Below are 21,737 nucleotides of genomic sequence, written 5' to 3'. Positions count from 1 at the left end.
GAATGCCGAGGCTTGGCGGTTTGAGTACGCACCCAGTTGGGAATCCGGCTGGGCGCCAAGCGGCTGGCGTGGGGTCCTGAGGCGAAGGTGGCGCTCCTACCGGTGGGCTCCGTACCTACGCGATCGGGTAGTCGGTTTAGCTGCGGAAGTCGGTGCATCAGCGATCGTCTTTGACGGCGTCAGCCCGTACCTCGGACTGCTGAACGCTCGATCCGAGTTGCCGGGCGTCCAGTTCGCGTGGGTTCGACGCGGGATGTGGCAGCCGCACGCTCCGGCTGGACGGCTCGATCACTCTCGCAACTTCGATCTGACACTGCAGCCAGGCGACGTCGCGTCCCAATTTGATCGCGGCCCCACGCGTGGCCGCACAGACGCGGTTCTGATCACGGACCCAGTGTGCTTGCTGGATGCAATCCCAGGTGTGGACAAGGCCACAGCTCGGTCGAGACTAGGGCTTCCCGCAAATGGGCCCGTCCTGCTGCTGGCGCCCGGCTCGGGCGCACTCGGATCGGTCGACACGACAGCCCGTGCGGCGCTTGATGTTATTCGCCGTGACTTCCCGAGTTGGTCAGTCGCCGTGACGCGCCAAGCGATCGCGAAGCACGCGATCGTGACTGGAGACACCTCCATCCACGTCCTCGATGATGTCTATCCGTTATCGGGTTACCTCAGCGCATTCGACGCCGCGGTGAGCGCGGCAGGATACAACGCGGTTCACGAGCTGCTCGGTTCGAACGTGCCGACGCTGTTCATACCGAGTACAGCACACAAGACGGACGACCAAGTGGCCCGAGCAGAAGGCGTCGCGGAGCTCGGACTGGCCCTGTGCACCGTCGACGAAGTGCCAGAACAGGTCTCCCATCTATTGCACGAGGCGACCTTGGACCGGCTGAGTTCCACGACCACCGCTCTTGGACCGATGCGCGGAGCTCGAGTAATCGCCGCAGAAGTCGCCGCGCTGGCGCAAGCCGGGACTCCGCTCCGCACCGGCGACGTTCTGATGCGACCACCGCGCACGCCGTTGCTCGACCTCAGGACCACAGCGCTGGACCGGGCAGACAATCCCGTCCTAGTGACGGAGAGCCTCACGAGGGAGATGATGCTCGGTCCGCGGCCGGTCGAACACATCATCGCAGGAGCATCCGAGACATACCGCGCCAGACGAGCCCTTACAGCCCACTGGCTCTATCGATGACGGACTCGCCGCGAGGCTCTTGCCACAAAGTGTCTAACGTCACCGAGGTGGCGGCGACCGGTCCGCAGGGTCGCACGTAGCCGCGACTCCAGCTCCCGGAGAATTAGACGCCTTCCCTCCGCTCGAGCCCACGCCTTGTACGCACTGCCAATCACATCAAGCCACTCGACGCCAACCTCCTTCCCCGGCACCCAGGACCGGCACTGCGGCGAGTTGCGGGAGAGCCGCTGTCGATCGAATTCGAGGTCTGCCCGTATCAACTCAAGGACCGTGACGCTCTCCCGAGCCAGCCAGGAAGCGTCCCAGAGTGCGACCGAGGTGAATCGCCCGTCTAGAGCAGGCAGGTAGACCCTGGTGACAGCTCGGTCGGCAAACTTCAAGGAGGCGTCCAGGCGGGCAACTGCACCACGAGCGAAGACCACAGGAGCGGTGACTACGAGGACTCCTCGCTCGACTGGATTCTTGCCTGACAGCCATGGCGCATCTTCGAGCCGACCGGACAGCCGGCCATTTCTACCCGTCAGTAGAACCTGGCGCACCTGTGGAGCAACGGTCTGGACAACCGCCCGCGCCTGCGCCTCTGACATTGACTCGACATCGACGAGCGCAATCACGTCGAAACGCATCAGGCCTCCCTGGGTACGAGCCATTGCTAGAGCGGAGCCTATGCTAAGAGAGTGGACCTGAAGAGTGAGAACCCTGTCGGGAAGGTCCCCCCGTCTGATAGCTACCGGCTAGCGGAGCTACGACTCGGACAAAGCTGGCGAATCGGCCGCTCCAGCGGCCCATGGGATGGGTCCTTGACGAAGGCTGTCAGCCACCTAGATCGTGCGCACGCGCTGGGAGTTTCGGGCAAAGCCCCCAAGATCGCGGCCACCCAGGTCGCGGACTTCCTACATCGCGCCATCCTGCGCGGGACATACGTCTTCGGCCTCGAGGATGACGCTGTTCGCGAGAAGCTGCCTCCCGGCGTCCGAAGCCAGATTCCAGCAGGTCCGATCAGCGGTTCACCAGGAGAGCTCGCCTGGGACGTCCGGGATGTCGAACAACGGCGAGCAGCCATGCTGACACTTGAACCGTCCCTGCCGCCGATCAGTGCCGTCCTTGTGAGCCGACGGCCAGAGATCGTCACGGCGCAAGTTGCACGCTTGGCCCGACTCGACTATGACCAACTAGAGATCGTCGTCGGACTTCATGGTGGGGACATCCCACCTGGACTCAACGAAGCTGCGTCCGGGCGTCCGATCCGCGTGGTCCAGATCAGCCGCGACGTAGTCTTCGGAGAAGCGCTCAACGTCGCGTACCGAAGGGCATCAGGCACCCTTCTCACAAAGGTGGATGATGACGATCACTTTGGTCCGCAACACCTCACGGACTTGGCACTCGCCCACATGTACTCGAACGCAACCGTTGTTGGAAAGCGAACGACCGTCGTGCACCTGGAGGCACTCGACACCACCGTGCGGAGGGTGTACGGGACTCGCGAGGCATTCACCCATCGCGTCGCTGGCAGCACGATCACGTTGGCTGCCAGCGATTTCCGGAGCCTGGGTGGTTGGAGCCATGTGCCACGGGCCGTTGACACAGCGCTACTCGAAAACACGGCCCGTCAAGGCGGGTCCATCTACCAACCACACGACATCGGGTACATCTACGTGCGAGGACGGGACGCTGCCGCCCACACCTGGAACACCGATGTGGCGCACTTCCTCCGCCACGCCCGAGAACAGTGGATCGGTCTGCTCAGCCACCCTGCCTTCGGTACGTCCCCAACACCCTGAACTCAGTTGACCTGGCTCCTGGTAAGTGACGACCGTCTCGGTCTACCTGGCCGCTGAGGCACGTATGCTGTGCCAGAGTTAAAATCAATCGCCTCGTGAGGGAGCCGTTCGTGTCAGCAGATGTCGTCGTCCTCGGGCTGGGCTATGTCGGACTACCCCTGGCTCAGGAAGCAGCGCGTCAAGGTCTTCGAGTGGTCGGTCTCGACATCAGCGCGCCGGTGGTGGAACAGCTGAATGCGGGCCGGTCCCACATCGATGACCTGAGCGACGCAGACATCGCGGAGATGCTCGCCGCCGGATTCCAGGCGACCACAGACGAGTCGGTCATCGACGACTCCACCGCCGTGGTGGTCTGCGTTCCCACCCCGCTCGCCCAGGACGGCGCTCCCGACCTCGGCGCCGTGACGGGTGCCGTCAGCACCATTGCGCGTCATGTACACCCGGGCCTGCTCGTTGTGCTGGAGTCCACCACATGGCCGGGAACTACCGAGGAGATCGTCCAGCCGGTGCTAGAGGGAGGCGGCCTCGAGGTTGGGGTAGATATCCACCTGGCTTTCTCCCCGGAGCGGATCGATCCCGGCAACGCTGTCTACGGCATCAAGAACACCCCGAAGGTTGTCGGCGGCGTCACTCCAGCCTGCACCGAGAAGGCGGCGGCCTTCTATTCGCGCTTCATCGACACAGTGGTCCCCGCGAAGGGAACGCGTGAAGCAGAGACGTCGAAGCTGCTCGAGAATACGTTCCGGCACATCAACATCGCGTTGGTGAACGAGATGGCACGGTTCTGCCACGAACTCGGGATCGACTTGTGGAACGTGATCGACCTCGCGAAGACGAAGCCGTTCGGGTTCCAGGCGTTCTACCCGGGGCCGGGCGTCGGTGGGCACTGCATCCCGATCGATCCGAACTACCTCAGCTACACCGTGCGGACCCGCCTGGGCTACCCGTTCCGGTTCGTCGAACTCGCCCAGGAAGTGAACTCTGGGATGCCGGCGTATGTCACCCGGCGGGCGCAGGACCTGCTCAACGAGGATGCCAAGGCGCTGCGCGGCGCAAACGTTCTACTGCTCGGTGTTACCTACAAGCCGAATATCGCGGACCAACGTGAGTCACCGGCTGTACCGCTTGCCGAACACCTTCTCACCGGCGGTGCGAACGTAACATTCCACGACCCGAACGTCACCACCTGGCATCTCGGTCACGACCCGGCCACCAGCCGTTCCTTGGAGCGAGTACCGGACTTGGACGAAGCAGTCCGTTCAGCTGACCTGGTGATCCTGGTGCAGAACCACTCCAGCTACGACTTGGACTCGCTCACCTCAGCCGCTCACCGGTTCTTTGACACCCGGGGTGTCACGACCCAGCCGGAGGTGCACCGGCTGTGAGCCGGCGCACGCCCGCGGAGGACACGCCACGCTCGGAGTTGGCCGTGCTGGCCACCGAGCACGGTCTGCGTCAGGTTGGCGGCCGGCCCTCGTTGAGGGCCTACATCCGCCAGTTGTGGGTCCGTCGCGCATTCCTGTGGACGATGGCGAGCTCGCGCTCGTACGGGAAGAACCAGAACAACTACCTCGGCCAGGTATGGGCAGTTCTCAGCCCGCTCACACTCGCGGCCGTTTACTACCTGGTCTTCGGCGTATTGCTAGAGCGCGTCCGAGACGGTGTGGACAACTACGTGGGCTTCCTCACAGTCGGCGTGTTCATCTTCTCGGCAATGGCCAGCACGATCACTTCCGGTTCGACTGCTATCACGAGCAACATGAACCTGGTGCGAGCGCTCCACTTCCCGAGGGCTATCCTCCCCATTTCTGTGGCCCTCGCCGAAGCGATGTCATTAGTGCCGACAATCGCCGTGATGCTGGTCATCGTGCTGGCCACCGAACAGGTTGTCAGCTGGTCCTGGCTCCTGCTTCCTGTTGCCGTGGTGCTCTTTTTCTTATTCAGCGCAGGCGTCGCGATGATCGCCGCTCGCTTGGTGGTTGGCGCACGGGATCTGCGCAATCTGATACCGATGGCAATCCGGCTCCTACGTTACGTCTCAGGTGTGTTCTTCCTGATCAGTTCACTGGACGCGCCGCGTGCGGTGGCAGCGATCATGGAGTATCAACCCGTCGCGCTCTACCTCACGCTCGTGCGTTCGAGCGTGCTGAGCGAGTTCAGCCCACGGCTCGACCAGTGGTTGATGGGGGCCGGGTGGGCGATCGCGACGGCTGTGATCGGCTTCATCGTTTTCTGGCAGGCGGAGGATCGCTATGGCCGCGACTGACGACCGTGAGTTCGATGAGATCGACCACGAGGCCGACGACCTCGACGCCGAGACCTCACCAGCGCCTGCACCCACCCAACCTCGCTCGGCGGTGTCCGGCGCTCCGGCGGTGATCGCCGACGACGTGCACGTCAAGTACCGCGTGTTCGGCGGACGGCAGAGCACGGCTGGTGAGATGGGACGCATACGCCGCCTGCTGAACAGGTCTCGAGCGCACGTAGGAGCCGTCACAGAAGTGCACGCCGTACGCGGCGTCTCGTTCACGGCCAATCACGGCGAATCCGTGGGACTGATCGGGATGAACGGTGCCGGGAAGAGCACGCTATTGCGGGCAGTAGCCGGATTGATGCCCACCAGTGATGGCCAGGTTTTCGTCGATGGCACCACGGCCCTGCTCGGTGTCAACGCCGCGCTGGTTCCGGCGCTCACCGGCGCACGGAACGTCATGATCGGTGGTCTTGCTCTCGGGCTGACGCCCGAGCAGGTGCGCGAACGGTTCGACGACATCGTCGAGTTCGCTGGGATCGGCGATTTCATCAACCTGCCCATGAAGGCCTACAGCTCCGGCATGGCTGCACGGTTGCGATTCGCGATATCCACGGCCGCGATTCCGGACATCTTGATGATCGACGAAGCACTCGCCACCGGAGACGCCGCATTCCGGAACCGGAGTCGCGCGAAGATCGAGGAGATCCGTGAGCACGCGGGCACGGTGTTCTTGGTCAGCCATTCGACGCAGTCCATTGAGCGAATGTGCGATCGAGCCATCTGGCTGGATCAGGGCCGCATGCTCGAAGACGGCTCCGCGCGCGAGGTGGTGGCCGAATATCGGAAGGCCCTGAAGAAGAAAGCGTGAAATGAGCACATCAGCCGCGTTCGAAGGGGGCTCTGTGCGCGTTCTAGTAGTGACGATCGTGCATGATCCCGAGGACGCTCGGATCCGGCACCGTCAGATCCCTGCCCTTCTCGCGGCGGGGCTGCAGGTGACGTACGCGGCGCCGTTTCAGGCGTTCGGGCGGCTCCCTCCTTCAGAGGTGCACGGAATCGACCTGCCTCGTGCGCACGGACGGGCGCGGCTGGGAGCGATAAGGCGGGCACGTCAGATCATCCGCCGTGCTGGGGCGCGTGCCGACATCGTGCTCATCCACGACCCTGACTTGCTGCTCGCGGTTGCGGGGCTCGGGCGCCGAATCGGAAGAGTCGTGTGGGACGTGCACGAGGATACGGCTGCCGCGCTCACTATGCGCCCATGGGTACCGGGGGTGCTGCGCCGCCCTCTACAAGCCGTCGTACGCCTTATGGAAACGATGGCTGAGCATCGCTACACGCTGCTGCTGGCCGAGTACAGTTACGCCGACCGTTTCCGCCGCGAACACCCCGTGGTCCCGAACTCGAACTGGGTGCCGTCCGAGCCATCACCCTCATCCACAGATGCGAAGCGTGTGGTTTACCTGGGCAGTATCACCGCTGCCCGCGGCGGGACGGACATGATCGCCCTCGCTCGCGCAGTGCCGGAGTTGGAGTTCGTTCTGATTGGTCCAGGCGATGCTGCGATGAGACCCCAGCTGGAAGCCGCGCACGCGGCTGGAGAAGTGAACTGGCTGGGCTTCGTGCCGAACGATGAGGCCGTGAAGCTGCTCGATGGCGCCCTCGCAGGTCTCGCGCTCCTGCACGAGAAACCGAATTACTCTCGGTCGTTGCCCACCAAAATCGCCGAGTACCTCGCCCACGGCGTGCCCGTGGTGACCACCCCGAACGAGAGTTCCGTGCAGTTGATCGAGGCTTCCGGCGGCGGCATCGTCGTGCCTTTCAGCGACGTGCCGGCAGTTGCTGCTGCGCTTCGCGAGCTTGCCGGGAACAGCAACCGACGCGAAGCCATGGCAGTCTCCGGCTACCGATACGTCGAAGCAGAAGTGAACTGGCACCGTGACGGTGTCCGATTCGCCGAGACAATCGCCGGGCTCGCTCGATGAATCGCTCGAATTACTTGCCGCCCCATCAGTTCAGCATGACTGCCTCGTGCTCCAGGAGGAGCGGCACACCCGAACGCACGGGATAGGCGATAGGTCGATCGGGGTTCGCAGAGACCAAGGCGGGGCCGCCGTCGGGCATCGTGCCCGGGCGTAGTGCTGCCCCGGTGACGGGACATCTGAGTATCGCCAACAGGTTCATCTCAATCGCAGGCTCACTCACACCGGAGTCAGTCACTGTCGGTCCCCTCCTCGTCATCCTGCCCTTCCCTTAATACGGCGAGTACGCCGTCGGTGATCTTGGCGAGGATGTCCTCGTCATGCGCCTCCACGTTCAGCCGCAGCAGCGGTTCGGTGTTTGATGAGCGCAGGTTGAACCACCACCGCGGGGCGGCGTCCCAGTGGCTGAAGGTAACGCCGTCGAACTCCTCCACCTGAACCACCCCGGAGGCAATGTCCTCGGCGAAGGCATCCCGAACCCTGGCAATCGCTTCGTCAGGATCGCTCACCCGGGAATTGATCTCCCCGGAGCCGTAGTAGGGCGTGTATATCTCTGACAACTCAGAGAGCGAGGACGAACTTGTGCCGAGCGCGTGTAGCACGTGCAATGCGGCGAGCATGCCGGTGTCGGCGAACCAGAAGTCGCGGAAGTAGTAATGGGCGGAGTGCTCGCCACCGAAAACCGCATTCTCTTCAGCCATCTGGGCCTTGATGAAGGAGTGCCCCACCCGGGTGCATACGGCGCGACCCCCAGCTGCCTCGACAAGCTCGGGTACCGCGCGGGAGGTGATCAGATTGTGGATCACGGTGCCCGTACGGCCCGCTGCGCTCTCCTTTTCCAGCTCGCGTAGACCAACAAGCGCGGTCACGGCCGACGGGCTCACCGCAACGCCCCGCTCGTCGATCACGAAGCACCGATCCGCGTCGCCGTCGAAGGCTAGGCCGATGTCAGCTTCCTCAGCGATCACCGCTGTCTGCAGATCGATCAGGTTCGCAGGGTCGAGGGGGTTGGCCTCGTGGTTGGGAAACGTACCGTCCAGTTCGAAGTACATCGGGACGAGTTCCAGGCCGACATCGGGCAGCCCCGCCTCGCTACCGAGGACAGCGCCCGCGGTCAACCCCGCCATCCCGTTGCCAGCGTCGACGACGACCTTCAAAGGACGGATCCCGTCCAGCCCGACGAGTTCACGCAGGTGCGCGGCGTAGGCACCAAGCAGGTCAGCCTCGGTGACGTTTCCCTGACGTTCGGCCGCGGGGATGCCCTCATCGAGGTACTGCTGGGCCAGGTGATGTACATCCTCCAGACCGGCGCCACGCCCGACCGGGCGTGCCCCGGCGTGGCACATCTTGATGCCGTTGTATTCAGCCGGGTTGTGGCTCGCGGTGAACATCGCCCCGGGTACCCCGTGGGATCCCGATGCGTAGTACAGCCCATCGGTAGAACACAGGCCGATGTTGAGCACGTCCACCCCTCGCCAGGCGGCGCCGTCGGCAAACGCGGCGGTCAGCGACGGGGAGGACGGGCGCATATCGTGACCCACCACGACGCTGGCTGCACCGGCAGGAACTGCAGCTACGTCAGCGAACGCGGCACCAAGCGCGCGAGCAGCATCCTCGTCGAGCTGGGCGGGGACGACACCGCGGACGTCATAGGCCATGACGATGGCGTTCAGATCTGGCACCCGACCAGCGTAGCTGGTGGCTACTCCTCCTCGCCGCGGATCACCCGCAGGTGACCGCGGCGTCCAGCCTCAGGCGCGTACCGCGACTGCGTCACAGGGGCCGGAACAACAGGGCCGCGTGCGGCCGGGACCGACGGCGCAGGCGTGGCACGCGACGCTTCGCGGACCGCATCGGCGAGGGCCAGGAGATCATCCGAACTCGGCGGAGCCGGTTCGAACTCGCTGGCCAGTCGCACCACATCCCAGCCACGGGGCACCGTGAGGCGGTCGGCGTGCTGCGCGCACAGATCGTAGGTGTGCGGCTCGGCGTGCGTGGCGAGCGGCCCGAGAACCGCAGTGGAGTCCGAGTACACATAGGTGAGTGTGGCCACGGCAGGGGCCGTGCACGCAGAACGGGTGCACCCTCGAGTCGGTCTCACATCAACCACGCTACCCTGGCGCCGCCGCCTTGCGATACGGGCCACGCCGGGGCACGGAGCGTCGTCGTCTGGCAGGCTGAGCCCATGTCTGAGGGCTTTCGTCCATTGGTACCGCATGGCTCCGCCTACGCCAGCCCCCCACGCCGGCGGGACCGGCACGGCCGCGGTGTGCGCGGGCCGCTGATGCCGCCGGCACTGCCCGGGTGGCGCACCCGGGCAGAGCGATTCGATGATGCCGTGATCTCCACGCTGGAGCACCTGGAACGCCACCTGGGGCCGGAGCTCAAGGACGTGGAGGTGGCCGTGGAAGAGGTGCCGCCGAGCGATCCCGCACCGTGGGAAACCGGTGCCGTGCCACTCGGGCGCTACTTCGCCAGCGATCCGGCGGCCGGGCTCCCGCACCGAATCGTGGTGTACCGCCGGCCAGTGATCGCCCGCAGCGAGGATGAATCAGACGTGGGCGCACTCGTGCGGGACGTGCTGGTCGAGCAGATCGCGCACATGCTCGGTCGCGATCCCGGTGATGTGGACCCGACCTACCGCGACTGACTCCCCAACCGACCCTAGTTCGACCCGACCCGCACGGCGATGCTCTGATCGGAATGTGCATCCTCGGTCATCGGCAGCATGCTCACCAGCGGTCCGTTGGCTGACGTGGCGCCGAGGGCCGCGCTGGCGAGCACCTGGTCTCCGGTGACCTCCACGGCCACCACGCCATCAAGTTCGAGTTCGTCCTCGAGTCGCACTGTGGCGCCAGCGGCCACCGGCACCTCGATCGGCTCTGCGTCGGACCCGTCGGCCCGCACCGGGAGGACGGTCACGGTCTGGTCGCTCTCGATCGTGGACGTCACGCTCAGGCTGGCGCGTTCCACCAGAGAGCCCAGCCCGGCAAGAGAGATCAGACCGTGGTCGGTGGCTGCTGCGGCGGGCAGCCACGCGCGATCGACCACCGGCTGATCGGGGTCCAGTTCAGTCGGTTCCCCTTGGCGGGAGATCATCGCGGCACCGGTGACGGGCTGGTCGCTCGTCACCAGCAGGGAGGCAGCCGGGCCGTCGATTCCGTCCAGTGCCACATCGGCGACCGTGCCGGGCTCGATCACCAGGTCCTGTGCACCGGACAGGCCTTCGGTGCCGTCGGCCCCAAGCACCTCCACGGCCACCGCCGCCGGCTCCTGCCCTGGATTGACGAGCCTGAGCACGGCGGTACCCGAGTCGGCAGAGATCGGGATCGGCCCCACCAGCAGATCGGTGGCGGGGTCTACGGCCGCGGTGACGATGTCGCTGCCCTGAGGAACTAGGCCGGCGAGCACCGTCTCCTGCACTGATGCAGTGATTCGGCCGCCCTCCGCGCGCACCTGGACGGCGATCCGCGGCTCCAGAGTGATCGACTCCAGCAACACCGTCGATGCCGCACCGGGTGGGATCGCCACCACCACGTCATCCTCCCCCGGACCGGTGGCCCCCCACGTGTGAACCGTCGCGGTGACCGGCGTGTTTCCGGGGTTGGCCAGGGTCAGCCGCGCACTCGATCCCAACTCCGTCTGCCCGCCTACCAGCCACGCCGAGGAGGTGGGACGCTGGCAGGTGCCTGCGGTCAACCCGCGCAAGTCGCCGCCATCAGTTCGTGCCACCGAGGCTCCCGCGGCGAGCGCGGTCTGTTCCATCGAGGGGTCGGCCACCACCACGGTGGGCTGCGGCTCGGCTTCGTCAACCAGTCGGAGCGTTCCGGTGGTGGCCACCTCAATGCCGTCACCGCCGAGCGGCCCGGCCGTCACCGGATCCGCCTCGGCACTCCCCCGCCCCGGCACCACCACCGAGGTCCTCAGTTCGGTCTGATCCGTGTTGGCAAACTCGTCGTCGTAGTCGAGATCGCCGCCATCTCCGGTGGGCAGCACCGGCGCAGGCGGGCAGACCAGCGTCAGCGGGGCCGCACCCACGTCCACGTGATTTGGCACAACCGGGGTGGGCGGCTCTGGCTCGATGATGGTGGCGGCCACCGTGGCACCTGCGGCCAGCGCCAGGACGAAGACGCCAGTGACGGCGCGCCCGAGGCCGGAGATCAGGCGCCGGTACCACGGCTGAGGGGCGGTCATCCGATGCTCTCCCCGCGTCGCTTTCGAGTTGGCAATGCCAGGAGGATGGTGAGCCCCAGCACTACCACGGCGGCAACCCGCCATGGCGCCACCCAGGCCGGCTGATAGCGGATCTCCAACTCCCCCCGGGCACCATCCGGGATGGTGAACGCCTGCTGCCAGCCGGAATCTGCCGCCCGCAGCGCAGTTCCACCGAGCCATGCGCGCCAGGAGGGATCGGCGCGTTCGGCAAGCACCAGCGTGCGATCGGTGCCGTCAGGGGTGACGGGACCACCAAGATATGCCGGACTGGTCGGCACGTTCTCAACGAGATTGCCCTCGCCGTCGTACACCTGGGCTCGGGCGATCGCGGCATCGGTGGCCCCTTCAGCCACGCTCACCCGCCAGATCACGCCGGAGTCGTTCTCGGTGACCCGATCGAGCCCGAGCACGGCGTCAAGCACCGGGATCAACCGTGCCCGAGCGGACTCATCCACCGGCGCGCGCGTAGCATCCGCCGTCTCTGGCACCACCACCACGGCGATCGCGTGATCTGCGAGCACGGCAGCCGCATCGCTCGCGGTCCCGTTCGCGAGCTCAGCCACCATCGTGGCCAGGTCAACGGTGGCGGCGTCTGTTGCGGTGTCCATCGCGGCCTCGCTCGAGTCCATCCACCTGGTCACATCGGCCACCGTCGAGGACTCAGTGAGCTGGGGGCCGTTCCCTCGCCAGATCTGCGCGTCCAACCCGTCGGGTGTGGGGGTCAGCGCCAACACTCGTGCCTGCTGAGCCGATCCTTGCAGCTCACGTCCGAGTGCGGGCACCGGCTCGGCGCCGCGGTTACCAATCAGCGCCACCTCGGAATCGATCTCGCCGGAGCGCTCAGCGAGCACCCGGGCGCCGTGCGTGGTGCCGGTGGCGAGCAGAGCGAGGGCAACCGCCACTGTGCCCAGGGCGGCACTGAGTTGCCGCCAGCCGAAGCTCGTCCCGCTGAGGCTCCCACGCAGGCCGTCAGCGCCGCACAGGGCGGCGATCAGCAGCCCCGCCAGCACCAGCGAGGTCCCGGGCCCGGCCCACCCATGCACGGCCACCAGAGCGCCGTCTGCGTCACGCCCGAGGCCCACCACGGTACGGCGGGACACTTCAGCGGTGACCATCCCGATGGTCACCACGAGCCAGCCGATCCGAACCGAGCGCGCACGTCCGGCGCCACGCAACAGGGCCAACGTGGCAACGGCGAGCAGCACGGCCATGGCCGCAAGGGGCAACTCGTTGCTCACCGATGCCAGAAAGGGGGCCGGAGCGGGGTGCTGCGGCCACCCGAGCAACCGCAGCCACCCCGGGCCGGAGTCCACCTCCAGACCAGTCCCCGGATCCGCCAGAAGCACACGCCAGCCCTCAGTGGTGCCTGCGGCGTGTAGCACGAGTGGCAGCAGCAGAACCAGTGCGGGCACGAGCACCAACAGCAGGCGCGCCCGGCCGGTGGGAAGGCGACGCCGGCGGCCCACGGTGAGAGCGAGCATCCCGACGACGACGATACCGGCCGGCAGCAGCACAGGCGCGCCGGCCACGGCCACCGCGAACGCCAGCCCGGCGGCCGCCGCAGCGCCGAGAGAGCCGGCACGGGAGACCTTCGAGATCATTGTTGCCTGCGGCTCTTGGGGTTCCGGAGCCGCCGGCCGTTTCCGGGGTTCGGGAGCCGGAAGTTCATCCGCATCGGCGTCGGCCGATCCCACCTCAGCCAACGCCGCCAACCGGGCTCGCTTGGCCTCCCTCGCGGAGACGTCGGCCGCGGCGGTCCGGCGCGGCACGCGCTGCGCACCGACCATCCCGGAAACCACCACATCGCGGCGATCCAGGCCGAGCGAACGAACGACCCCCAGGATCACCAGCGGCAGTGCCACATGCGCGAGGATTGCGCCCAAGCGCCCGGCGCCGAGGCCAAGGAGCAACGCCGGGCCCAGGGCCCAGGTCAACGCCGCCCAGGCTCGCAGCATCACCGAACGAGTGGCTGCGCCGGCCGCGAACCACGCCCCCAGGGCCGCCGCCGGAATCGCCAGTGCCAGCAGCACCGCGATCGTCACCTGCAGCGTCACTCCCCACGCACCTCCGGTGAGCAGGGAGAACACCGAGAGCACAAGCAGCAGGGGATCGGCCGGGCCGCTGAAGCCGTCTCCGGTGGCGATCCACGCCGACGTGGCGGCGTGCCAGACCCCACGGAAGTCCACGTCCGCGGGCACGAGAGCGCCCCCGATGAGAGCGCCGCTGCTGAGCGAGGGCACCACGCTGACCGCCGCGAGCACGGCGGCCAGCACCAGGACGCAGGCAGCTGCGATCCGGCGGCGCCGTGCCAAGGCGGCTCGTTCGGCGATCTCCAGTTCGCTCGGCGCTCGGGCCGCCCGGCGGGCCGCTGCGACTTGCATGCGGCGATCGCGCCGATGCCGCCACACGTCGCGCCAGCTTGCCTGCAGCGGGTGCAGCCGCCGCACCGGCAACCGCCGCGTTCGGCGAGCCCGGCGACGAGCGCGCAGCAGCGCACCGGGGCGAGCGAGCACGGCCAGCGGTGCGATGATCTCCGCACCGGTGAGTGTGAGTTCTTTCGTGCTGACCCGCCACAACGCGCGGACCACACCCGTCAGGACCGCGGCGATCGCGAGTACAGGCACCAGCAGCATCGGGGCGTCGGCAATCCGCAGATGCAGTGCCGCCTTGCGGCGCGCCAGGAAGGAACGGCGCGGATCGGGGCGGGCGCCAGCCGATTCGCGCACGCCACGATAGGAGGCTCGCGCATGCCGCACCACAGCCTTCGGGGCGACCACCACGCGGTGTCCGGCGAGCCGGGCCCGCTGACACAGGTCGCGCCCATCCTCGAACGGCCCCAGCGCTGGGTCCGGGCCGTTCAGCGAACGCCACACGGCGGCGTCGATCAGCATCCCCGCGGTGCCCACTGCCAGAACGTCCTCGCGGCCGTCATGTTGGCCCTGGTCGATCTCCTTGTCTTCGATACCGGTGAACCGCAGTCCGCCGCGGGTGGCCCGCACCCCCACCGAGATCAGCAGGTCTGGCTGATTCCAGTCCACCTGCTTGCAGCCGACCACGGAGATCGCATTCGAGGCCTCAACTGCCGCGAGCAGCTCGGTGAGGGCTGCCGGGCGCGGCGCGGAGTCGTCGTGCAGCAACCACAGCCAGGCCCGCCCCTCGTCCCGGGCGTCGGGCTTCTCCGCGTCCGCGGCGGCTATTGCCCGGCGGACGGCGTCTCCGAACGTCGCGGACTCCGCCAAGGGCACCACCCGGACTCGGCGGCGGTCCAGTCCAGCCTCATCCACGAGGGATTCCCACTGGTGGGCGTGGCGGGTGCTCCCGATCCCGGCGATCACGATCTCGTCCGGCGGCGCGCTTTGCTCGGCCAGTGCAGCCAGCGTGTGCGGGAGGTAGCGGGAGCCCACGGCGCCGACGACGACGGCGCGCACGCGGGTCTCGCTGGTGGTCATGAAGTCATAGTCGCAAACGGGTGCGCTCAGATGGCGCGGCGCTTGAGCTTGCGCCGCTCACGCTCCGAGAGCCCGCCCCAGATACCGAACCGCTCATCGTGCGCGAGTGCGTACTCGAGGCACTCGGAGCGGACGTCGCACGAGATGCAGACCCGCTTCGCTTCGCGCGTGGAGCCTCCCTTTTCCGGGAAGAAGGCCTCGGGATCGGTCTGGGCGCACAGGGCACGCTCCTGCCAGGAGAGTGCGGCGTCATCCTCGACGACCTCGCCAAAGCTCCAAGGGCGTTCCGGACGCGGCTCGGGCTGCGGCACACCGGAGGTGAGCGGCCCCTCGCCTAGGATGTTCCACACAATTACCCCAATCGTCCGTACTTCCTGCGAGCGACGGTGCTCGCTCCCACTGCTTGATCTAAATTACACGCGTGTTATCCCGCGAAAGTCAAGCCCGAAGGTGATATGGGGCGAGATTCGCGGAAGGCGCGTATCCTGCCGCGGTGCCCCATCTCGCTCCCCTCCTCGACCGCTGGGCCCATGAGCCCGGACAGCCCCGGCTCACCTGGTACGGCCCCGAGGCCGAGCGGGTCGAACTCACCGGCCGTGTCCTGGGCACCTGGGTGGCCAAGGCCGCGAACCTGTTGGCCGATGAGGCCGATGTCCACACCGGCACCACCGTGCGACTGGACCTACCGGCGCACTGGAGGGCCGCCGTCTGGGCCCTGGCCAGCTGGGCGTGCGGCGCCTCCCTCACCCTCGACGAGCAGCCCGAGGCCGATATACTGGTGACATCCCGGATCGCCTCGCCCAGCGAGGCCGAGGTGGTGATCATGATCGCCCTCCCGGCTCTGGCCATGACCACCGACGACGTGCCGCCCGGTGTGGTCGACGGTGCTTCCGAGGCAATGAGTCACCCGGATCTGCTTATCCAACCGGTCCCCTCCCCCGGAGCGAGATTGGCGTCTGGCGGCATGGTCCACGATCTGCTTGAGGAGTCCATTGCCGAGGCCCCCGCAGAGCGCACGCTCCTCCGGGTGGCCAGGCCCGGTGCATCGAACCCCGCCGAGGTGGCGCAGATGCTCCGGGCCATGGTCCGAACCTGGTCGAGCGGTGGGTCCATCGTCCTACTCGCCGATCCTGATGCGGATGTCGACCGCATCGCCGCGCAGGAGTCGGCTCAGCCCATCGGCTGAGTACCTCGCGTGGTCAGGGCACGCCGGCCTGCACCAGCCGGCCCGCTCCGGAGAGCGCCACTGGCGACTCTCCCGCCCCGAGGAAGAGGCTCTCTCCCTGGCGGAGGATCCGTTCGGCGCCGTCTGCGCTCACCGTGATCGCGCCGGACAGTCCAAGCAAGATCCGCGGACCCCGCCCGCGCAGCCACTCACCTGCACCACCCGTGAGCGTGGCCACGGAGAGCTCGAAGTCGTCCACCGGGGCGTAGAACACCTCGGTGCACCCCACCGTCTCGGGTGCGATCCGGATCGGTGGCGCTGCCACGCACTCCACGGTATGCAGCAACTCAGTCACGTCCACGTGCTTCGCTGTCAGGCCCGCCCGGAGCACATTGTCGGAATTGGCCATCAGCTCCACGGCGAAGCCGCTCAGATAGGCGTGGACGCACCCTGGTGGCACGAACATCGCCTCCCCTGGTTGCAGGGTGACCGGGTTGAGCAGCAAGGCCGCGACCACACCGGGGTCACCGGGGTGTTCCTGCGCAAGGAGTCCAACGAGTGCGTCCGCTCGTGGGGAGGGTGAAACCCCTGCCTCGAGACGAACCCGGCACGCGCGGGCCACCCCCGCTACGTCCTGCCCACCGGCACTGCCGAGTAGCCGGGCAAACGTCGAGCGGACCCCTTCGGCACTCAGATCATCGCGCAGGATCTCTGCGAGTTCTCGTGCGAGTGGGGCATCCAGCCCGTCGAGAAGTTCAGCGACCCGGCGCGGGGCCCGGAAACCGCAGACCGCCTCGAATGTGGTGAGCGCGTAGACCATCTCCGGCTTGTGGTTCGCGTCCGGATAATTGCGTTGTCCGAGAGCGGTGCCCAGGCGCTCTTCTTGGTGGTGCCCGGCGACAGCCTGGTCGAGGTTCGGGTGAACCTGAAGGGAGAGCGGGCGCACTGGGGCGATGAGTTTGAGGAGGTAGGGCAGGCGAGGGCCGAACCGGGTGAGGACGTCCCGGCCCAGTTCCCGCTCCGGATCGCTGACCAGGACTTCGGCGAGGTCAGGGCCATCAAGGGTGCTCGATGGTGCGCTGGGATGCGCACCGAACCACATCTCCGCCGTCGGGCGGCCGGAAGGGTCGGTGCCGAGGAACTCGGGGATCACGGTGTCTGAACCCCAGGGATAGTGCTGGGGCGTGGGGATGAGGATGCGCACGTCAGTGAGCGACCTCGGGCGGCGGGATGTGCACAACCGGTGCGGACGCCGCACCCTCATCCAGGTACCACCGCACCATCCGCTCGATACCCTCCGGCAGCGTGACCGGCGCCACGAAGCCGACCTCACGGATCCGCTCCGCGTCGAACGCCGTCTCCGATTCCGAGAGCTTGCGCACCCGCGCCGAGGTGACCGGCAGATCCTTGCCTGTGAGCCGGCCGAGCAGGTCGAACGGTTTGGCGGCAAGCAGCGCCGGGGCCAGCGGCAACCGGAAGCTGGGCTCGCGGCGGCCGAGCGCGCGATACACCTCCGAGAGCGTCTCCTGGGAGGTCTGGTCCGGCTTGTCCGCGTAGTTGTACACCTCCGGCTCCCCGGCCGGCACCCGAGAACCGGCGCTCCACAGGAAGCCGATTGCCTCCACCAGGTTGGTCACATAACACATGCTCTTCCGGTTCGTACCCGGGCCCACAGGGAGGAACCGGCGGGTATCGATCTGCCGGATCAGCTTGTACAGGTTCGCAAAGTTCCGCGGTCCGAACACCACGGCCGGGCGCACGATGAGCGCCCGCCGGGAGGTGCCCGGGGGCGCAGCCACTTCCCACTCGCGGTAGAGCGCCTCCGCGGCGAGCTTGGTGCGGCCGTAGTCATTCACCGGTTCGGGTGAGGTGGATTCGTCCGGTGGCTCCGCATGCTCGCCGTACACAGCAACCGAGGAGTAGAAGCACAGGTTGGTGATGCCGTGGTGCTCCATCGCAGCGCACACCGTGCGGGCGCCCCCCACGTTCACCGATTCGAAGGTGGCGGTGCCGATTCCGAAATCGTGGTGTGCGGCGGCGAGATTCAACACGGCGGTGCATCCAGCCATCGCCTCGGTGACGGCATCGAGATCGCGCACATCCCCGAGGATCGTCTCATGCCGGCCGCTCGGGTCCGGGTGCAGATCGAATCGCACCAGTTCGACGCCCAGAGCGTCGAACACTGGCTCCAGGTGGGAACCGACAAACCCTGAACTGCCGATCACCAGCACCCGTGCGCCCGGTCCGATCGTGTTGGCCACCCGCGTCTCCTCTGCTCACCCTCTGCTTGGCTACCCCGCCGCTCACGCTACCGTGGCCACAGCCCCACCCACCCCCCCCGTGCCCGAGACCATGAGGATCGATATTCCATGCCGCTGGTGTCTGTGATCATGCCGGTGCACAACGCTGCCACCACCGTGGCCGCAGCGATCCGGTCGGTGCAGCATCAAGGGCACCCGGACTGGGAGTTGCTGATCACCGATGATGGCTCCGCGGACGAGTCGTGGGAGGTGGTGCGCGCCCTCGCCGACGAGGATGAACGCATCAAGCCGCAGCACAGCGAGCTCGCAGGCGGTGCCGCGCAGGCCAGGAATGCGGCCATCGCACGCGCCCGCGGTTCCCAGGTGGCCTTTCTCGACGCTGACGACCAATGGCTACCCGAGAAGCTCGCCAAGCAGCTCGACTTCGCGCGCACCACCGGGGCGCCGCTGACGTTCACGGCGTACTACAAGGTGGCCGCCGACTACGCCGGGCAGGCCCGAGACTTCATGCCGACTGAACGTGTGATCCGTGCCCGCGAGCGCCTCGATTACCGCATGATGCTGCAGCAGAACCACATCGGGTGCCTGACCGCGATGTATGACGCCGATCAACTCGGGCTGCGGACCATGCCGGACCTGCGCAAGCGTCAGGACTACGGCCTATGGTTGTCGATCCTGCGGGACGGCGCGATCGCGCGCGGCCTCGACGAACCGCTCGCTCTCTACCGCGAACAGCACCCCGGATCGCTCTCCGGAACCAGTCGGTGGAGCCTCGTGAGGTACAACTGGTCCCTCTACCGCGAGGTCGAAAGGCTCTCCCTGCCGCGTTCGATCTGGGCGCTCGGGCAGGTGACGGTGCGCTCGACCCTGAAACGGACGATCTAACCGCGATCGATCACCCACGCTTCAGGCGCTGAACCGTTCGCTGCGTTCAACCACGCGAGGGCCGCCGTCACCAGGCGCCAACACTGGCCGCCCACCGATGACCACCTGCTCCACGCGTGCTCCGATCTCCAGCGGGTCCTCGGACCAGATCACAACGTCACCATCGCGGCCCACCTCAAGGGCACCCACGCGCTCATCCAGGCCGAGGATCGCCGCCGGGTTCACGGTGAGCGCCTCAAGCGCTACTTCTCGCGGCAGACCTTCCTTGACGGCGAGTGTGGCCTGGTGCACGAGGAAGTTGATCGGCACCACTGGGTGGTCGGTGGTGATGGCCACCCGCACACCGGCGGCAGCAAGGTGGGCAAGGTTGCTGATCGCGCGATCGCGCAGCTCCACCTTCGCCCGGGAGGTGAACATCGGCCCGAAGATCACCGGGATGTTCTTCTCCGCGAGCACGTCGGCGATCTTGTGCCCCTCGGTGCCGTGGTTCACCACGAGCCGGTACCCGAACTCCTCGGAGAGCCTGATGGCGGTGGCGATGTCATCGTGGCGGTGGCAGTGCTGGTCCCAGGCGAGTGTGCCGTCGAGCACATCGGCGAGCGTCTCGTGGGTGAGGTCGCGGGCGAACGGCTCGCCCTTGCTCGCCGCCTGCGCACGCGCCTCGGCGTAGTTGCGGGCAGCCACGAATGCCTCCCGGAGCACCGCTGCTACCCCCTGCCGGGTGGACGGGGTGACCTTCTTATCTCCGTAGAAGCGCTTCGGGTTCTCCCCCAACGCCGACTTCACCGACACATCGGCGGCGAGTAGCTGCTCGTCCACGGTGCGACCACCCCAGGTCTTGATCGCAACAGTGCGCCCACCGATCGGGTTCGCCGAACCCGGCTTGACCACCACCGACGTGATCCCGCCCGCGAGGGCGTCCCGGAAACCGACTTCCTCGATATCGATCGCATCGAGCGCACGGAACCGGGCGCCGTTCGGGTCGGTGGCCTCGTTGGTGTCGTTTCCGGACCAGCCCTCGCCGTCCTCGTGGATGCCGACGTGACCGTGTGATTCGACGAAACCGGGGAGCACCCACTTGCCGGTCGCATCGATCACCTGGGCATCACCGGCCACCGGGAGATCGGCGCCACCGACGGCGGTAATCACCCCATCGGTGACGATCACCGTGCCGTTCTCGATCGGTGGGGCACTGACGGGGACGACGTATCCGCCCGTGATGGCGAGGAGTCCAGAGGTGTGGGTCATCCCTCCAGTGTGCCAACCCCCACCGTCAGATGGCGCACGCCGGGCCACCGCGCGGCGGCGGTCACTCGGCGCCCGTCCACGAGTACCTCGATCCCTGGCAGGTCTGCGGGAGTCAACTCGGCGTACTCGGGGTGATCAGCCTGCACGATAGCCGCTGTGATGGGCTCACCGCGGTGATAGGGAGTGAACCCGTACGCGGCGAGTTCGTCGTCGGAGTACATCGGGTCGTGCACCAGTACCTCCGCACCGGCCTCCCGCAGGGCGGCCACCGTGGGGAACACCCCAGAGAAGGCCGTTTCCTTCACTCCTCCGCGGTAGGAGGCGCCGAGCACCACCACCCGGCGTCCCGTCAGGCCGCCCAGAGCACCGTCGAGGAGCCCGACGGTGTAGGAGGGCATCTGCATGTTCGCCTGCCGTGCGGCACGCACTACCGTGGCGTCCGGGTCGGTCCACAGGTACAGCCGCGGGTACACCGGGATGCAGTGGCCACCGACGGCGATGCCCGGGCGATGGATGTGAGAGTACGGCTGAGAGTTCGACGCCTCGATCACCTGGTGCACGTCGATCCCATTCGCGGCGGCGAAGGTTCCGAACTGGTTAGCCAGCGCGATGTTCACGTCCCGGTAGGTGGTCTCAGCAAGCTTGGCCATCTCGGCGGCTTCGGCGCTGCCGAGATCCCACACTCCGTTCGGGCGGTCCAGATCGGGGCGATCGTCGAACTCGAGCACCGCCTCGTAGAACGCGGTCGCCGCTGCCGCGCCCGCCGGGGAGAGCCCGCCGATGAGCTTCGGATAGCGGCGTAGGTCCGCGAACACTCGCCCAGTGAGCACCCGTTCCGGGGAGAAGACGAGATGGAAGTCCTCCCCTTCGGTCAAGCCGGAGATCTCCTCGATCATGGGCTTCCACCGCGCGCGTGTGGTCCCCACCGGCAACGTGGTCTCGTAGGAGACGAGCGTGCCAGGCGTCAGGTGCTCAGCCAGCGATCGGGTGGCCGAGTCCATCCATCCGAAATCCGGCTCCCAGGTCTCGTCGTTGACGAACAGCGGCACCACGATCACTACGGCGTCGCTACCAGGGACCGCGTCGGCGTAGTCGGTGGTCGCTCGGAGCCGGCCGGTGGGCACCAGTTCGGCGAGGCGTTCGGCCAGGTGTGCCTCGCCCGGGAACGGTTCAGTGCCGGCGTTGACGAGGTCCACTACTCGTGAGTCGATATCGATGCCAGCCACGCGGTGCCCAGCGTCGGCGAACTGAGTAGCCAGGGGGAGGCCGATCTTTCCAAGTCCGATCACCGAAACTCGCATC

Annotated in this window: 19 protein-coding genes; 9 read left to right on the top strand and 10 right to left on the bottom strand. The window is 67.1% G+C overall.

Features of this window, described 5'->3' with window-relative positions:
* Positions 1-421 precede the first annotated feature (421 nt).
* The 6 genes from LQF10_RS05550 to LQF10_RS05525 all read left to right on the top strand — a co-directional run bounded on the left by LQF10_RS05550 (position 422) and on the right by LQF10_RS05525 (position 7,215).
* Complete coding sequence (locus LQF10_RS05550; protein WP_231066490.1) at positions 422-1,195, top strand: glycosyltransferase; 774 nt, start codon at positions 422-424, stop codon at positions 1,193-1,195.
* Between the two features lie 800 nt (positions 1,196-1,995).
* Entirely contained in the window at positions 1,996-2,976 is a 981-nt protein-coding gene (locus LQF10_RS05545; protein WP_231066489.1) for a glycosyltransferase family 2 protein, read from the top strand.
* A gap of 110 nt (positions 2,977-3,086) precedes the next feature.
* Positions 3,087-4,361 carry a nucleotide sugar dehydrogenase gene (locus LQF10_RS05540; RefSeq protein ID WP_231066488.1) on the top strand — a complete coding sequence of 425 codons (1,275 nt, stop codon included), beginning with the start codon at positions 3,087-3,089 and terminating at the stop codon, positions 4,359-4,361.
* The gene (locus LQF10_RS05535; protein WP_231066487.1) at positions 4,358-5,242 is read left to right on the top strand and encodes an ABC transporter permease; all 885 of its coding nucleotides are present in this window, start codon (positions 4,358-4,360) and stop codon (positions 5,240-5,242) included. The genes LQF10_RS05540 and LQF10_RS05535 overlap by 4 nt, the downstream gene beginning before the upstream one ends.
* Positions 5,229-6,098 carry an ABC transporter ATP-binding protein gene (locus LQF10_RS05530; RefSeq protein ID WP_231066486.1) on the top strand — a complete coding sequence of 290 codons (870 nt, stop codon included), beginning with the start codon at positions 5,229-5,231 and terminating at the stop codon, positions 6,096-6,098. Before LQF10_RS05535 ends, LQF10_RS05530 begins: the two co-directional genes overlap by 14 nt.
* A gap of 1 nt (position 6,099) precedes the next feature.
* Complete coding sequence (locus LQF10_RS05525) at positions 6,100-7,215, top strand: glycosyltransferase (RefSeq protein WP_231066485.1); 1,116 nt, start codon at positions 6,100-6,102, stop codon at positions 7,213-7,215.
* 25 nt (positions 7,216-7,240) lie between these two features.
* On the opposite strand, the gene LQF10_RS05520 is transcribed toward LQF10_RS05525, so the two are convergent.
* The 3 genes from LQF10_RS05520 to LQF10_RS05510 are packed head-to-tail and all read right to left on the bottom strand — an operon-like array spanning position 7,241 to position 9,313.
* A complete protein-coding gene (locus tag LQF10_RS05520; RefSeq protein ID WP_231066484.1) occupies positions 7,241-7,450 on the bottom strand; it encodes a Trm112 family protein in 210 nt (69 codons plus the stop codon).
* Positions 7,443-8,894 carry a phosphomannomutase/phosphoglucomutase gene (locus LQF10_RS05515; protein WP_290371143.1) on the bottom strand — a complete coding sequence of 484 codons (1,452 nt, stop codon included), beginning with the start codon at positions 8,892-8,894 and terminating at the stop codon, positions 7,443-7,445. Before LQF10_RS05515 ends, LQF10_RS05520 begins: the two co-directional genes overlap by 8 nt.
* 20 nt (positions 8,895-8,914) lie before the next feature.
* Positions 8,915-9,313, bottom strand: a complete 399-nt coding sequence (locus LQF10_RS05510; RefSeq protein WP_231066483.1) for a DUF3499 domain-containing protein — start codon at positions 9,311-9,313, stop codon at positions 8,915-8,917.
* A gap of 84 nt (positions 9,314-9,397) precedes the next feature.
* Between LQF10_RS05510 and LQF10_RS05505 the strand changes: the two genes are divergently transcribed.
* Positions 9,398-9,862 (top strand): metallopeptidase family protein, encoded by a 465-nt coding sequence (locus LQF10_RS05505; RefSeq protein WP_354002629.1) that lies wholly within the window; start codon positions 9,398-9,400, stop codon positions 9,860-9,862.
* Between the two features lie 14 nt (positions 9,863-9,876).
* On the opposite strand, the gene LQF10_RS05500 is transcribed toward LQF10_RS05505, so the two are convergent.
* From LQF10_RS05500 to LQF10_RS05490, 3 genes are read right to left on the bottom strand one after another with little or no spacing between them, the layout of a single operon-like run.
* Complete coding sequence (locus tag LQF10_RS05500) at positions 9,877-11,406, bottom strand: DUF5719 family protein (protein ID WP_231066482.1); 1,530 nt, start codon at positions 11,404-11,406, stop codon at positions 9,877-9,879.
* Positions 11,403-14,876, bottom strand: coding sequence for a glycosyltransferase (locus LQF10_RS05495; RefSeq protein WP_231066481.1), 3,474 nt, complete (start codon positions 14,874-14,876; stop codon positions 11,403-11,405). Before LQF10_RS05495 ends, LQF10_RS05500 begins: the two co-directional genes overlap by 4 nt.
* A 26-nt stretch (positions 14,877-14,902) precedes the next feature.
* Positions 14,903-15,226 carry a WhiB family transcriptional regulator gene (locus tag LQF10_RS05490; protein ID WP_435531432.1) on the bottom strand — a complete coding sequence of 108 codons (324 nt, stop codon included), beginning with the start codon at positions 15,224-15,226 and terminating at the stop codon, positions 14,903-14,905.
* Between the two features lie 143 nt (positions 15,227-15,369).
* On the opposite strand from LQF10_RS05490, the gene LQF10_RS05485 reads away from it, so the two are divergent.
* Positions 15,370-16,062 (top strand): TIGR03089 family protein, encoded by a 693-nt coding sequence (locus LQF10_RS05485; RefSeq protein ID WP_231066480.1) that lies wholly within the window; start codon positions 15,370-15,372, stop codon positions 16,060-16,062.
* A gap of 13 nt (positions 16,063-16,075) precedes the next feature.
* On the opposite strand, the gene manA is transcribed toward LQF10_RS05485, so the two are convergent.
* Positions 16,076-17,245, bottom strand: a complete 1,170-nt coding sequence (manA, locus tag LQF10_RS05480; RefSeq protein WP_231066479.1) for a mannose-6-phosphate isomerase, class I — start codon at positions 17,243-17,245, stop codon at positions 16,076-16,078.
* Position 17,246: 1 nt separating this feature from the next.
* Positions 17,247-18,302, bottom strand: a complete 1,056-nt coding sequence (locus tag LQF10_RS05475) for an NAD-dependent epimerase/dehydratase family protein (RefSeq protein WP_231066478.1) — start codon at positions 18,300-18,302, stop codon at positions 17,247-17,249.
* 108 nt (positions 18,303-18,410) lie between these two features.
* On the opposite strand from LQF10_RS05475, the gene LQF10_RS05470 reads away from it, so the two are divergent.
* Positions 18,411-19,187 (top strand): glycosyltransferase family 2 protein, encoded by a 777-nt coding sequence (locus tag LQF10_RS05470; RefSeq protein ID WP_231066477.1) that lies wholly within the window; start codon positions 18,411-18,413, stop codon positions 19,185-19,187.
* A gap of 21 nt (positions 19,188-19,208) precedes the next feature.
* Here the strand turns inward: LQF10_RS05470 and LQF10_RS05465 are convergent, their stop codons facing one another.
* Both LQF10_RS05465 and LQF10_RS05460 read right to left on the bottom strand, forming a co-directional pair.
* Positions 19,209-20,435 carry an amidohydrolase gene (locus tag LQF10_RS05465; RefSeq protein WP_231066476.1) on the bottom strand — a complete coding sequence of 409 codons (1,227 nt, stop codon included), beginning with the start codon at positions 20,433-20,435 and terminating at the stop codon, positions 19,209-19,211.
* Positions 20,432-21,736, bottom strand: coding sequence for a nucleotide sugar dehydrogenase (locus LQF10_RS05460; RefSeq protein ID WP_231066475.1), 1,305 nt, complete (start codon positions 21,734-21,736; stop codon positions 20,432-20,434). The genes LQF10_RS05465 and LQF10_RS05460 overlap by 4 nt, the downstream gene beginning before the upstream one ends.
* Between the last annotated feature and the right edge of the window lies 1 nt (position 21,737).

Source organism: Ruania halotolerans (assembly GCF_021049285.1).
Classification (GTDB): Bacteria; Actinomycetota; Actinomycetes; order Actinomycetales; family Beutenbergiaceae; genus Ruania; species Ruania halotolerans.
The sequence above is the reverse complement of the archived record's forward strand: the minus strand, read 5'-3'. Positions and strand labels throughout refer to the sequence as shown.